This window comes from Salmonella sp. SJTUF15581 (assembly GCF_043356775.1).
Taxonomy (GTDB): Bacteria; Pseudomonadota; Gammaproteobacteria; order Enterobacterales; family Enterobacteriaceae; genus Salmonella; species Salmonella enterica.
In genome coordinates, this window is sequence record NZ_JBEUJY010000002.1 from 113,425 (window position 1) to 128,025 (window position 14,601).

General features: G+C 45.3%; 14 protein-coding genes. 2 read left to right on the forward strand and 12 right to left on the reverse strand.

What is annotated here, in order from left to right; translation table 11 throughout:
* Positions 1-788: 788 nt before the first annotated feature.
* Both hilA and iagB read left to right on the forward strand, forming a co-directional pair.
* A complete protein-coding gene (hilA, locus tag ABVN36_RS04040) occupies positions 789-2,450 on the forward strand; it encodes a transcriptional regulator HilA (protein ID WP_001120085.1) in 1,662 nt (553 codons plus the stop codon).
* 17 nt (positions 2,451-2,467) lie between these two features.
* The gene (gene iagB / locus ABVN36_RS04045) at positions 2,468-2,950 is read left to right on the forward strand and encodes an SPI-1 type III secretion system invasion protein IagB (RefSeq protein ID WP_023138963.1); all 483 of its coding nucleotides are present in this window, start codon (positions 2,468-2,470) and stop codon (positions 2,948-2,950) included.
* Positions 2,951-3,003: 53 nt separating this feature from the next.
* Here the strand turns inward: iagB and sptP are convergent, their stop codons facing one another.
* The 12 genes from sptP to spaQ form a co-directional block, all read right to left on the reverse strand.
* A complete protein-coding gene (gene sptP / locus ABVN36_RS04050; protein WP_033903660.1) occupies positions 3,004-4,635 on the reverse strand; it encodes an SPI-1 type III secretion system effector GTPase-activating protein SptP in 1,632 nt (543 codons plus the stop codon).
* Positions 4,622-5,014: a chaperone SicP gene (gene sicP, locus ABVN36_RS04055; protein WP_001147851.1), complete on the reverse strand. Its 393-nt coding sequence runs from the start codon at positions 5,012-5,014 to the stop codon at positions 4,622-4,624. The genes sptP and sicP overlap by 14 nt, the downstream gene beginning before the upstream one ends.
* 26 nt (positions 5,015-5,040) lie before the next feature.
* Positions 5,041-5,301 (reverse strand): hypothetical protein, encoded by a 261-nt coding sequence (locus ABVN36_RS04060; protein WP_000692249.1) that lies wholly within the window; start codon positions 5,299-5,301, stop codon positions 5,041-5,043.
* A 43-nt stretch (positions 5,302-5,344) separates the two neighbouring features.
* A complete protein-coding gene (locus ABVN36_RS04065; protein WP_001055579.1) occupies positions 5,345-5,593 on the reverse strand; it encodes an acyl carrier protein in 249 nt (82 codons plus the stop codon).
* A gap of 18 nt (positions 5,594-5,611) precedes the next feature.
* Positions 5,612-7,669, reverse strand: coding sequence for an SPI-1 type III secretion system effector SipA (gene sipA, locus ABVN36_RS04070; RefSeq protein WP_023137852.1), 2,058 nt, complete (start codon positions 7,667-7,669; stop codon positions 5,612-5,614).
* 18 nt (positions 7,670-7,687) lie between these two features.
* Positions 7,688-8,719, reverse strand: a complete 1,032-nt coding sequence (sipD, locus tag ABVN36_RS04075; protein WP_000932245.1) for an SPI-1 type III secretion system needle tip complex protein SipD — start codon at positions 8,717-8,719, stop codon at positions 7,688-7,690.
* Between the two features lie 70 nt (positions 8,720-8,789).
* A complete protein-coding gene (gene sipC, locus ABVN36_RS04080) occupies positions 8,790-10,019 on the reverse strand; it encodes an SPI-1 type III secretion system needle tip complex protein SipC (protein WP_000909028.1) in 1,230 nt (409 codons plus the stop codon).
* Positions 10,020-10,046: 27 nt separating this feature from the next.
* Positions 10,047-11,828 carry an SPI-1 type III secretion system needle tip complex protein SipB gene (sipB, locus tag ABVN36_RS04085; RefSeq protein WP_000245779.1) on the reverse strand — a complete coding sequence of 594 codons (1,782 nt, stop codon included), beginning with the start codon at positions 11,826-11,828 and terminating at the stop codon, positions 10,047-10,049.
* A 2-nt stretch (positions 11,829-11,830) separates the two neighbouring features.
* On the reverse strand, positions 11,831-12,328 hold the full coding sequence (gene sicA / locus ABVN36_RS04090; RefSeq protein WP_000386309.1) for a SycD/LcrH family type III secretion system chaperone SicA: 498 nt from the start codon (positions 12,326-12,328) through the stop codon (positions 11,831-11,833).
* A gap of 137 nt (positions 12,329-12,465) precedes the next feature.
* Positions 12,466-13,536 (reverse strand): SPI-1 type III secretion system export apparatus protein SpaS, encoded by a 1,071-nt coding sequence (spaS, locus tag ABVN36_RS04095; protein WP_000097721.1) that lies wholly within the window; start codon positions 13,534-13,536, stop codon positions 12,466-12,468.
* On the reverse strand, positions 13,523-14,314 hold the full coding sequence (gene spaR / locus ABVN36_RS04100; protein WP_000498965.1) for an SPI-1 type III secretion system export apparatus protein SpaR: 792 nt from the start codon (positions 14,312-14,314) through the stop codon (positions 13,523-13,525). Before spaR ends, spaS begins: the two co-directional genes overlap by 14 nt.
* Positions 14,315-14,317: 3 nt before the next feature.
* On the reverse strand, positions 14,318-14,578 hold the full coding sequence (gene spaQ, locus ABVN36_RS04105; RefSeq protein ID WP_000342503.1) for an SPI-1 type III secretion system export apparatus protein SpaQ: 261 nt from the start codon (positions 14,576-14,578) through the stop codon (positions 14,318-14,320).
* Positions 14,579-14,601: the final 23 nt, after the last annotated feature.

Here is a 14,601-nt window from a genome sequence, read left to right on the forward strand (position 1 = left end):
ATTTTATTCATATTTATACATCATCCGTTCCCTCTGAGAACTATTTGCCTGAACGGTCTACACCGAAACAGTCACGCTTGTTAGCTTTCTGCCAGGTATACCTCTTCTCTTCATCCTGATATCGATATAATGCCTGGGGGCCAGCATGAGGATGATACTGCTCATAACCCCCCTGCCTTTTTGACGCTATAGCTGAAAGGAGTAAAGAAAAGACGATATCATTATTTTGCAAAAAAAATATAAAAATAAGCGCACCATTAAAAACAGTCTTTCATTTATATTTTGACACCTAAGACAAATTACACTCTTAAACTTTCAACGAATGGTCATTTAGTGGAAATCTTCGAGAAAAATGGTTCTGATGGTGTAATTATCAGACCATTAACCATGAAGATATAATAAGCAGCATTTACACCTCCCAAAAATGCAGTAAGATAGCTACAAAACTAATCTCTATTGCAATGAGGCCAAGTTAAATATGTAAATATTTAGATGCCCGGCGCTGACTCTCTGCTCCAGGATATACGACAGCGTCCATTCGATAATCACGGTTAGTTATAACAATATTATTACCAACATGTCAGTTATTTAAAGCACAGGCATAAGCTAAATAATCAAATGTTAAAAACATATAAACCCGAGCCCGTAGAATATGACATTAAGCTCATAATAAAAGCTCAACCTGACCGTTAGTACTAACAGCAGAATTACTGAAACAGTAGATTCTATCCTAACGACTTGTATTAGCTATTATAACTTTTCACCCTGTAAGAGAATACACTATTATCATGCCACATTTTAATCCTGTTCCTGTATCGAATAAAAAATTCGTCTTTGATGATTTCATACTCAACATGGACGGCTCCCTGCTACGCTCAGAAAAGAAAGTCAATATTCCGCCAAAAGAATATGCCGTTCTGGTCATCCTGCTCGAAGCCGCCGGCGAGATTGTGAGTAAAAACACCTTACTGGACCAGGTATGGGGCGACGCGGAAGTTAACGAAGAATCTCTTACCCGCTGTATTTATGCCTTACGACGTATTCTGTCGGAAGATAAAGAGCATCGTTACATTGAAACACTGTACGGACAGGGCTATCGGTTTAATCGTCCGGTCGTAGTGGTGTCTCCGCCAGCGCCGCAACCTACGACTCATACATTGGCGATACTTCCTTTTCAGATGCAGGATCAGGTTCAATCCGAGAGTCTGCATTACTCTATCGTGAAGGGATTATCGCAGTATGCGCCCTTTGGCCTGAGCGTGCTGCCGGTGACCATTACGAAGAACTGCCGTAGTGTTAAGGATATTCTCGAGCTCATGGATCAATTACGCCCCGATTATTATATCTCCGGGCAGATGATACCCGATGGTAATGATAACATTGTACAGATCGAGATAGTTCGGGTTAAAGGTTATCACCTGCTGCACCAGGAAAGCATTAAGTTGATAGAACACCAACCCGCTTCTCTCTTGCAAAACAAAATTGCGAATCTTTTGCTCAGATGTATTCCCGGACTTCGCTGGGACACAAAGCAGATTAGCGAGCTAAATTCGATTGACAGTACTATGGTTTACTTACGCGGTAAGCATGAGTTAAATCAATACACCCCCTATAGCTTACAGCAAGCGCTTAAATTGCTGACTCAATGCGTTAACATGTCGCCAAACAGCATTGCGCCTTACTGTGCGCTGGCAGAATGCTACCTCAGCATGGCGCAAATGGGGATTTTTGATAAACAAAATGCCATGATCAAAGCTAAAGAACATGCGATTAAGGCGACAGAGCTGGACCACAATAATCCACAAGCTTTAGGATTACTGGGGCTAATTAATACGATTCATTCAGAATACATCGTCGGGAGTTTGCTATTCAAACAAGCTAACTTACTTTCGCCCATCTCTGCAGATATTAAATATTATTATGGCTGGAATCTTTTCATGGCTGGTCAGTTGGAGGAGGCCTTACAAACGATTAACGAGTGTTTAAAATTGGATCCAACGCGCGCAGCCGCAGGGATCACTAAGCTGTGGATTACCTATTATCATACCGGTATTGATGATGCTATACGTTTAGGCGATGAATTACGCTCACAACACCTGCAGGATAATCCAATATTATTAAGTATGCAGGTTATGTTTCTTTCGCTTAAAGGTAAACATGAACTGGCACGAAAATTAACTAAAGAAATATCCACGCAGGAAATAACAGGGCTTATTGCTGTTAATCTTCTTTATGCTGAATACTGTCAGAATAGTGAGCGTGCCTTACCGACGATAAGAGAGTTTCTGGAAAGCGAACAGCGTATTGATAATAATCCGGGATTATTACCGTTAGTGCTGGTTGCCCACGGCGAAGCTATTGCCGAGAAAATGTGGAATAAATTTAAAAACGAAGACAATATTTGGTTCAAAAGATGGAAACAGGATCCCCGCTTGATTAAATTACGGTAAAATCTGAGAGAGGAGATATGCATTATTTTTTTATCATCGTAATCTGGTTGCTTAGCATAAATACAGCATGGGCTGATTGCTGGCTTCAGGCTGAAAAAATGTTCAATATTGAATCCGAACTACTTTACGCTATCGCCCAGCAGGAATCGGCGATGAAACCTGGCGCCATTGGTCATAACCGAGATGGTTCAACCGATCTTGGCCTGATGCAAATTAACAGCTTCCATATGAAAAGGCTGAAAAAAATGGGGATTAGTGAAAAACAGTTGTTACAGGATCCCTGCATTTCTGTCATTGTGGGCGCATCCATTTTATCAGATATGATGAAAATCTACGGTTATAGCTGGGAGGCCGTTGGCGCTTATAATGCCGGGACGTCACCGAAACGATCGGATATAAGGAAACGTTATGCTAAAAAAGTTTGGGAGAATTACAGAAAATTAAAAGGGATGTCAGCAGAAGAGAAAAACAAAAGACTTTCTATCGCGGTAAACAAATAATGAGACAGGAATAGCTTACTTTCAGATAGTTCTAAAAGTAAGCTATATTTTTATCAGCTTGCCGTCGTCATAAGCAACTGGGCTTGCATTGCTTTTAGTTGTACAAACTGTGAGGCGTCTTCCAGCATTCTATTGTTCCGTGAATCCCGGAAATCTGCACGTACCTGCTCCAGATTACTATGAGGATTATCCTTAAGTACAAGGGCCGCCGCCATCGTTCCGGTTCTTCCCACTCCGCCCAGACAATGAATCATCGGTAAATGCTTATCTGATGAACTACGCCCCGGCGCGCCATTTTGGTTACTATTTTTCACAATATCCGCCAGGTATTCTAACTGATTAGTAGACGGTAACGGCTGGTGATCTGGCCAATTTTTGACATGTAATACCGGGATTGTATACTGCTTTTCTCCGCAGGACAGTTGCATATTGTATTGGTCTACCGCACCTCCCTGACTGGCTGAGCTCACTTTTTGGCTGTTGGTATGCACCTCGCCAAAGGTGTAGCTCCCTCTGAAATAGGGTGGTAATTGTTTTGCCTGCATCTGATCTTCCGACGTTAACACCACCAGGCACGAGCATTCTTTTTCAAGAAGCATTTTCATATGCGCTTCCAGCGCATCCGGCGTATTTTTTGGGTACGAACCGGCTAATGCCACAGGCTTACCGTCAAAAGTTAACGTATTCACTGGCACAGGCATTCCATCGCTCAGTTTCACCTGGGTTTGCTGATTAATTGGAATGCTGCTGACCGCAAACCGTGCCAGGCCCAGTGTCGGTCCGCTCATCGTCTGTGGCATTGGCGCGCCGGCTTTTATTTTCTCAAGTTCAGCTGTAACGTTTTTCAGTTCTTTAGCAATAACGTGAATTTTTTTTACAGCCTGGGTTAATTCATGGGTAGAGGCTTTATCAATCCACCTCTCAACCACTCCCCCACAGGTTCCCCATTGTGAGAACCTGTCTGCTCCTATCTGAATATTTGTTAACGTTGTAACATAATCATTAAGTTGTTTAGCCTCTGGAATTTTATTTAAATTCTGTAAATTCGTCATTAATGAACGCAGCGGGCCGTTACCTGAAGCCATCTCCTGGAAGTTTTCTCGCAGGCTATTTCCATCCATTTGTTCCAGTTGCGGTAATGTTCTTTTAAGTCCCTTTAGCGCGATATCGAGTAAAGGTTGCTTACTTTCTGCTCCAACATCGTTATTTTTTTCTGCCACTTTTGTATCGCCGCCTTTTATGACTAAAGCGGCATTCCTGACACCAATATTATCCTTGCTATTAATAAGGTTTATAAACCCTTCGTCAGCAGCTTTTACACACTCCGTGATCTGCACTGCTAAACGTTGGGTAAGGGGTTTGTTCATATTTATACGGGACATTAACAGTGCGTCATTAACCGCTGTTTCCCCATATTTTTCCGTTAGTGCATGGAGAAATGTCTGTAAAATCTTTTGGTCCTGTACTCTGATATTTTCCGTATGTTTTTGCACCACTTCAGTGTTTTTAAATAACGGCATTTTTCCAAGCCAGGTTAATACTTTTGACGAAAATTTTTCAGGCGCAACATATGCCTTATCAGTATTTTCCTTAGCAATATAAAGTCGGGCATCATTCGACACACCAACTTTTGAAAACGAAGACAACGTTAAATTATTCAATTTTCTCTCCTCATACTTTAGCATATTCCTGCAGTATGTTTTTGAGCGCTTCCTGCTGATTCACAAATGACTCAAGCTGCGATATAATATGGTAAGTATTTGTCAGATCGGTAATTGCATGTATAAACAACAACGTCTCTGCAGCATCAATATACGCTAACGTACCTTCATTATTCGCAGCCAGTTCACCATTAATCACCATAATCTGCCGCCAGATAGAATCGCCACAAACAGGCGATAACGGTATAATCATACCGTTCAATAACCAGATATCATCTTTAGCTTCAATAGACGTAAAAATATCGCTATCGAGTAGTAATAAGCACTGATTGTTGTCGTCAAAAGTGAGCGGTAAACCCAATTTCTCACCAATATTAGCGATAATATCCTGGTGTGCTTGCAATTTACTTTCCTCTTGAATTATATCTTTTATAAGATTGCTTCTTCAAATTTAATCTGGTTACATGATGTTTTGATGCATTTTCGCGCCCATCGCCGGGCGCAATATTTCTCTCCTTTAATCCAGTAGAATAGCCATTCACTACGCATCGGAACACATATCAGCAGCTCCTTCGGATCATTTTCAACATGACGTAACTTGCCTTTAATAACAAAACGCGGACTGTCAGCAATATCATCATATATTGCAGCCATACCTGAACCGGGTACTACATGTGTGATGATTTTCATAACAATTAATCTTGTTCAATTGTTGTCGAGCGAGAGAAAAATACTACACCCTGGACTCAAGACTTTTTTTAACAACACGGCATATATCCGCAAAGGTCGTCATATCAGGAAGATCGTTTTCATTGCAACTAATGTCAAACTCCTCACTAAGACCAAATACAATATCAATTAAATCCAATGAGTCAGCGTAAAGATCCTCTACCAGATGGGTCTGACCATTGATACTATCAACATCAACGGCAATACAAGAGGTGATCACTTTTTTGACTCTTGCTTCAATATCCATATTCATCGCATCTTTCCCGGTTAATTAACGCTGCATGTGCAAGCCATCAACGGTAGTAATAACCCGATCCACGCCAGGTTTATTCAGGTATGACTCGTAAGCCGGGCCAGCTCGCCAGCTACCGTCTCCGATAAGGCCGTCCAGCACATTACTTAACACATAGTCAGTTTCCCCTTTTAGCCTGGTCAGCCCCGCCTCTCTGGCAAACTGCAGTGCAATCTCAGCCAGTTTTTCTTTTTGTGGATGATGAGTAATGACCTCTTTGAGAGTCTCCATTTTCGCTTTCAATTCTGGGTGCTTGTCAATATCGCTACATTGCGCTTTCAACGCTGCACTCTTTATCGTGTCATTGGGTAATATTTCCGCACGCAAGCCGTCAAACGCTCTGCGTACAGGGAACGGTGTGGAGGTATCTGGCTCCAGGGCTTTACGTATCACACCCAAAAACGTCTCACGGGCGTCGAAATGCATTGAATGCATATTCGTAACGCTCGGTACTGTTGAGAGGAAACTATTTTGCTTAAACTTCAAACCAGAAAATGGGCCAGTCTTATCTGTCTGGCTATTATCATTATCGGTCGTACCGGCTTTATTACCTGTAATTACCGTCGAGTCTGATTGTAAAGTATTGATTTTAACATTCTCGACGCCAGCCAGTTGACTGGCAAGCGGCTTCACATTCACAATCTCTGCCGTCTGGCTTTGCTTTTTATTATCATCAACGCCGTGCACCGTGGCCTGTACCGGCTTGCCGATAATGCTCTTGCTGGTTACGCTATCGACTTCATCAAAAGAGGGTGTTTCACCCGTAGTGCCCTTTTCTGACGTGACCACCTTTCCATCTTTACTTTCGGATGAAGAATTGGTCACAGCTTCTGCCGTCGCATGAGCCGTGACGTCAATTTTACCCGCGATGCCATGGTCAATTGCCCCTGTGCTGGCGCTGTGTGCCGTCTCCGTTTGATGCGTAGTCGAATCCACACGCGAATGACTATGACTTACGTTACTGCTGTTAGTCGAATGGTGTGACTCGCCATGGCGTTGGCTGTTATCAATAAATGTTCGGCTATTATCAATCGTCTTCCGGCTATTATCATGGTTGCTATTATCGATATGGCGCTGGCTATTATCGACATGGCTTCGGCTATTGTTAATATGCTTACTGTTATCCACGCTATGGCTACTGCTATCAATATTAATATTGATATTAATACCCGTAGGTTCTGCTTTTTTCCCACCATCAGGTACTGGTCCAGCCGCAGGTTCCGGAATTTTAGGGTCAGGCAGTTTATCTGCAGGAATTTGTGCAAAAACATTACGTAGCAGCAGGGGTATCAACGTTTGCGTTTCAAGGTGCCGGGCTTCCCGTCCTACGCTGGTACCCTGCTCTTGCGTTAATTTTTGGTGGCACATATCAAGCGCCTCAACCGCCTTCGCCGCCGCTTTGTCAACAAGCTGCGTAAGACTGCTGCGGGTTAACGGATCCAACGTACAGCCAAAGTTATGTTCAATGCAGCTGGCAATATAGGGCATCACCTCCTGCATAACAAGATTCGTCGATAATTTACTTAATTCACCGCCAGTGTTATTTTTGATGATATCTAACAGCTGCTTTTCCAGGTTTTCCAGCTTCGCTTCCGCTTTCTTTGTTTCTGGCAGCCATGGCCCAAAAGCTGACTTTTCTTTCAGGCCATCTTTTATGATTTGCGCGGTATACTCTGCCCCCACCTTCATCAGTAGCGTCTTCGCCGCAGGAGAATCACTGGTGGCGTTGAGCGCTGAACGAAAGAGCCCGGCAAACTCCATTATCGCTTTCTTACCGGCGACATTATTTGAATTGGTAAAAACTTCTTTTAACGCCTCAGCGTCTTTCCCGCATTTAAACAACGCATCCAGACTCGCCTGTTTGATCAGCGCGGGAAAATCTTCCAGTTGCGGGCCTCTAATTTCCCCTGACAGCGTCGCTGTGGCACTTTCTCTGACTGCGGAAAGATTCGCCGCAAGATTCGTGGCCTGCGTTTTGATCTCGGTCTGCATACCTGGCATTATGACGGGGGGCTGAGTCCTTACACTTGTAACCATTATTAATATCCTCTTCTGTTATCCTTGCAGGAAGCTTTTGGCGGTTTCCAGGCTGCTACTTATCGTACTGCTCAGCACTTTTACCAGGTTGTCGTATAATGAATTGGCATTGCTATATTTTTGCGTCAGCGTCTGTAATGTGGTTTTCAGATTTTCTTCCTGCGCTTTAAAACCCGACTGCCAGGCTTGATATTTGGCGTTATCCATTTCGAGTTTTGAATCTTTTCCCGGCGCGCCTAAACCATCAATATCCTGAACCATTTTTTGTAATGGCGTCAGATCAACGGTGACGACATAACCGGATCCATAAGATTTCAGGCAGCTATTCGGCAAATTCAATTCACTGAGCCACTGTCTCGCTTCCGCTTCAGTAGCTACTTTAACGCCGCTGCCTGACTGCGCTGGGAATAAAACGGTATTACTGTTTATTTGATTATATTTATTGACTAAACTGTTTAAATCATTTTTGAGTGAGGTAACATCTAGCTTAACGGTATTACCGTCCTTACCTGGTAATAACCAGCCTCCCATTTTGGACAGAATGTCACTGAAGGCCTGATAAAAATCGGTATAGACTGCGACAACATTTTCATAAACGCCCAGATAGCTGTCACCTATCGCCGATATATTTTGGGAAACCATATCCCAAATCTCAGCATCAGAAATGGTTGTTCTCGGCTGCGCCATAGGTGAAGCGCTAAATAAGGCCGACGTCGGCGCAGAAAACGCGCTCCGCAGGTTCTCATTTTGTTCTGCGGATAATGACACGCCAGACTTCGCCAGCGCATTCAGGCTGCTGGTCAACTGTTGGCGCGCCAGCGTGCGCTCGTCATTATTCTCTTCAGAAATCGGTAGCGTTGACTGCAGCGTCTGCTGTGCCTGCTGGATTTTAGTAGCCGCCTGCGATAATGAAATGATATCTGTGCCGCGATGTTCTGTGGTAGACGGTACCACGGCAGCCTCGACATGCTCGCTCGCCGAGGGAGTCTGCGGCCGTTCGGCAACGATCCCCGGATGAGGAGAAGCGGAATAATTTTGAATATTAAGCATAATATCCCCAGTTCGCCATCAGGAGCGCGATTAAATCACACCCCTGATGGCGTATAGATGACCTTTCAGATTAAGCGCGAATATTGCCTGCGATAGCAGCGAGTGCGGATGCTTTCGACTGGTTAATGCTCTCCATTGTTTTCAGCATTTCCTGAATCAGGCTGGTCGATTTACGTGAACTTTCACGGGCTTCGTCCGATGCGGTGCTGGCAACCCGGTTATTCACCTGGCTAATTTGCTGCTCGGAACGTTCCTGAGTAGCGGCGTACTGCCCGGACGCCCCTGCAATACCACCGACCGTGACCGAGTTCTTCATAATCAGATCGCCCGTCATCTGCATCTTGCGCGCATCAATTCGGGTCATATCCATGGTATTCTGCTCAAGACGAATATCGGATTCGACAGACTCAAGACGTTTCGACAGAATAGCCTGATGTTCAGGGGAGATTTGTTTATTACTGTCTTTAATACCCAGACTTTCCGTGGCGCTGGTTCCGGCATTAGATTTAAGCGTCGCATCATTAAGATTTTTCGTCGCATCGGTACCGGTTTTCTTCATATTTAACGATTTCAGAGAATCGACGCCTTCAGCACCGAGTTTGACGCTATTCTGCCCGTTCAGCACGTTTTTAATACTGTGGCTTTCAGTGGTCAGTTTATCGATCTTCGCGGCATTATGTTTAAGCGCGCCTCTTTCATTCTGCAGCCCCTTATATTCCAGTTTGGCGCCCACGCCAGTGATCCCCAACTGAAGCGCGCTCTGGGAAATACTACCGGACAACGCATTCATCCCTTCGCGCATCATGGAGCTTGCCGTCGTTTTAGCTGCATCAAAACTGACTAATGACAACTTACCAGACAGTTTGCTATCAGCCTGGTTCAACGTCAGCATTAACGTATTCGCGGCAGCCAACAGCGCAACGGCACTGGAAGACATTCCGCTAATATCAAAAAACTTTCCGACTTCTGCCTGCTGCTCGCGTAACTGGGTTTGCACAACCTCATTCGCTTTAGTCGTGACATTATTTGCCAGAGCATTCAAATCCTGATTCATGTCGGTATTTTGAATACTGGCTTTTAAAAAGGACGTGATCGTTCCGGGGGTTTGCGTTAATACCCCTGGCGCAGGCGCGCTCAGTGTAGGACTCAACCCCAGGTCACTGACTTTACTGCTGCTAATACCAATACTATTCAGAATATCTTTAGCGCTAACGGATTGCGAAGCTGTCTGTGAACTATTCTCAACAGAATGATTATTTAAATAAGCGGCGGGATTTACTCCCACATTACTAATTAACATATTTTTCTCCCTTTATTTTGGCAGTTTTTATGCGCGACTCTGGCGCAGAATAAAACGCGAAGCATCCGCATTTTGCTGTACCGCGGAAGACATGGCTTTTTGCAGTTCCGCCGTTACCTTCTGGTTTTCACCAAATATTTCTACGGATTGTTTAAGCCACTGCTGAATCTGATCCATGGCAAAACGGGCGAGCATAAAATCAGCAAGCGCCTCGCTGGCATTTTTAATAAATACGCCCTCGGCAACACCACCGGCTGACTGGGCTGCGGTATTCGTGACTTCCATGCCCAACGCCACTTTATTTAGGGTATTACCTACCAGCTCTTTACTTAAGGCATTCGTTTGCAGGCCCATCTTGCTACCCACATTACCCAGACCGCTAGTAATACGTTGCATCCCCTGGGTAAAGAGTTTGCTGCCGTTTTGCGCCAACTGTTTCAGCACGTTAGGCACCAACTTCTTAATCGTTTCGCCCATCATTTTGCTCAGCGCGTTACCCAGTTTCGCCGCCGCGCCTTTCCCGACAACTGCGACCACCACAATGACCGCGACCATCGCAATAGCGGCGACAATCGCACCAACAATGCTGCCGGCCATCTCTGCCGTTTTCTTATCGACGCCTAATCCTTCCAGCGCTTTGGTAATCGCCTTGCCAATCAGCTCCATTAACGGCTTCAGCACATGCTCCATAATCGGGTTTAGCGCCTGCTGAATAAACGACACCCCCGTCGCCGCCTTCACAATTTCATCGGCAACCATTACCGCAAGTCCCACCGCAGCCAGCGCCAGACTCGCCCCACCGGTAAAAACAGCGGCCACAACGCTGACAATGGTTAGCAGCGCGCCGAGGACTTTCCCGATACATCCCATAATGCGGTTCGTTTCCTCGGCTTTGCGCGTCTCTTCCTGAAATTCAGCCGATTTCTTTTCCATCTCCGCCTGACGCCCTTCCTGCAAGGCGTTGAAAAGCGCAAGATCGTTTTGCAGGCTTTCTTCCGTATTTTTGCCCACAATCTCAATAAACATGGCCATGAGCATAGTGAGGCGGGCGACATTTGACAGATTATCCTGCTCACCCTGGGAAACCTGATTCTGAGAGGCGGCATTAGCCGTTCCCTGGAATTTAGTCAGAATGTTATCCGCTTTCTCGGCTTTCGCTTTGGCGTCTGTGCCTGCTTTAACCGCCGCATCCGTGGCCTTATCTAATGCCTCTTTCGCCTCTGTCGCTTCTTTTCCTGCCTGTTCTACCGCGGCTTCAGCTTGTGCATAGCCGGGGTCAGCCGGGTCCAGCGATTGCAATTTATTTTGCGCCTGCGTCAGTTTTTTGGCCGCAGCGTCATAAACACTCTTGGCGGTATCCGTCTTTTTGATGCTGGCTTCATAGAGATCCGTCGCCTCCTGAGCCTCTCCCAGAGCCGTCTGGAATTCTTTCGATACCTGAATCCCCATCTCTTTTTGTGACTCAATCATCGCCTGCCATACCGCCAGACGAGACTCCAGTTGAGACAGCGAAACATCGCCCAGTAGGGTCATTAACTTGCCAAGCAGTAACGTCAATTGCCCTTCGCTGGAGAGTTTTTCCCGGGCGGCGTCCGTAGGCGGCTTTAGACCCACCGTATTAATAGCGCTCTCGCCGGACTTTGTTCCGGCTTTAAGGTCGCCCGCTTTCGTTGCCACCACATCTTTAAAAGCTTTATCCGCCGCTTTTAAAAAGTCCGTGTTCTTACGAACGCCCTCAAAAGCCGCCTCAGCGAGGCGCGGATTTTGGGTATATCCGCTACGGCTAATGCTACTTGCGTCATTTACCATAATTATTCCTTTTCTTGTTCACTGTGCTGCTCTGTCTCCGCCGTTTTTAGCGCCTCCAGATAGACCAACGCTTTTGCCCGCAGAGACTCATCTTCAGTACGTTCATTGACAAGTTCAAAACACTGTCTGGCTTTTGCCGCCTTACGCATTAATAATTGACACTGCCCGGTAAAAAAAACGGGGCGATAATCATTTTTAAGTAACGTAAACGCTACTGCATAAAGGTCACATGCTTTCTGAAATTGTTTTTTCAGTTGGCATACCGCCGCCAGTCCCATGGTGTAATCGGGATTGTAAAAATCATAAATGCATAAGAAACGAAAGAATGTCTCAGCTTCATCCAGTCGTCCCTGGTTATAAAACTCATAAGCATGAGCATATAAACCGTCCATCATATCTTGAGGGATCCCATGAACGTCTTTTAGCGTGGCGCCTTCACTAACGGCATCCCAAATCATTTCCGCAACACGTTCTTCGCTGACATTATTTTGATAATCCATTACTTACTCCTGTTATCTGTCACCGACTTTGTAGAACTTAACGACTGCGTTTATCTGATGCAGTTATTAAACCCCGACGGTGGTTAGTGAACATTCAAAAAACGCCCAATGAATACATCGCTACTGCTTTACGCGGCTCAATGCCGTACCTCGTTTTCTTGTGGCTGAATAACGTCTTTGCCCGCGTTTTCTACCTCTTCCAGCCAAACCAGAAGACGTAAAACTTCATCAATTTCTTCCAGACTCACCAGATCATAACGGCGATGGGTTTTGAAAAGACTGCGCGCCAGTTTGATATCGACGATCACAGGTACGCCAACCTTCTCCGCATAGGCGCGGACGGCCAGTGCGCGCTGATTCGTTTCATACACCGAGATCATCGGAATCGGCATCAGTTCGGGTTTAAAATAAATCCCGATCGTAATATGCGTGGGGTTGGCAACAATCAGGCGTGAGTTTTCAATATCAGATTTCACCTGTTCAGACAGAATTTCCATATGAACTTCACGTCTTTTAGATTTAACCTCTGGGTTCCCTTCCTGCTCCTTCATTTCACGCTTCACTTCTTCCTTATCCATTTTCATATCTTTCATGGTCAGGAAATATTCCGCAATAGCATCCAATAATAAGACAATCAATGCGCAAGCAAGGCAAGTTAATACCAATGCGAGGAGAAGTTCACGCCAAATGACGGCAATATCCACAACATTGCCATTTAACTGAGAAAAGATTTCAACCTTATATTTCTTCCAGCAAATGATGGCGGCCACCACAAAGGATGAGAGATACAGTAGGGTTTTGACCGTATCTTTAACCGTGCGCATACTAAAAAGTTTTTTCGCCCCTTCTACCGGGTTTAACGCCGATAAATTAGGTTTTAATGCTTCTGTCGCCAGCACAAAACCGGCCTGTAATAACGCCGGTAATGCGGAACACACTAAGCAGAGCAGCATAAATGGAATCAGATATTTTAACCCTATCCCAAAAACGGCCAAACTGTAATCAGCCATACTCTGATCAAAATTATCCGCAATAATGATCTTAATTATCCCCATAAACTCATTAAATGAGCCATACGACACCAGATAGGCAATTCCTCCCAGCGTCAGACAGGCGATAATGAGATCTTTACTTTTAAATGACTGGCCTTTTTTAGCGGAGTCTTCCAGCCGTTTTTTAGTCGGTTTTTCTGTTTTATTCGAGGACATGCGTCGCCCCTCGCTCGTAAAACCAACTGCTTAACCCTGTGGCCTGGAAAGAGAGTCGCAGTACATTGTCCGGTAGTACCGGAGAGAAATAAAGCAGCATAATTAAAACGGCAATGCCGCTTTTTACCGTCAGTGAAATCGCAAAGGCGTTCATTTGCGGAGCAAAGCGCGACAATAAACCCAGGAATACTTCTGACAGCAACAGCACTAATACCACCGGACTGGCCAGAACCAAGGCGTTTTGAGCCACCTGATTAATAAACGTTAATAGCGGCGGTAATGAAGGCGTGCACTCGTTCATCGGATCGCATAGCTGATAGCTTTTATTTAACACGTCAACCATCGTGACCAGACCGCCGTTTTGTAAATAAACGACAGCGGCAAACATATTCAGGAAATTAGCCATTTCCGAGGTATCAATACCGTTTGCCGGATCGATACTGCTACTTAGCGTTGCCCCTCGCTGGTTATCGATAATACAACCCAGCGCATGCATAACCCAAAAAGGCCATGACAGCAGACAGCCCAGCATGACGCCTACCGCCGCTTCTTGCAGAACTAACGGGATCATCGCCACCGATAAAAACGGCGGCGCCTCGTTCAATGCATGCGGCCATACTCCCAATGCCACCAGGATGATAATGGCGTTTCTCGGCGCGCCGCTTAATACCCCGCTATTCAAAAACGGCAGGAAGAAAAAAATCGGCGCCACGCGAGCAAACCCTAGCGCCGCAGACGCAACCAGGTGATGAATTTCAAAGTACAACGCGTAAAACATTTTTTACCCCTTAGCCAACGCCAGGAATATCACCTGACGCCCGTAAGAGAGTAAAACTTCGCCATACCAGCCAGACAGTAAAAACAAGCACAAACACACGCCAAGTAATTTAATGCCAAAAGGCAGCGTCTGTTCCTGTAATTGCGTTACCGTCTGGAATAACCCTACCAGGAGGCCGATAATCGTTGCGACAATCGTCGGCCACCCTGACAGGATCAAAACAAGATAGAGCGCCTTATTACCTGCAAACACTAAATCATCCATTTAACTATCCCGTCTCGTAATGA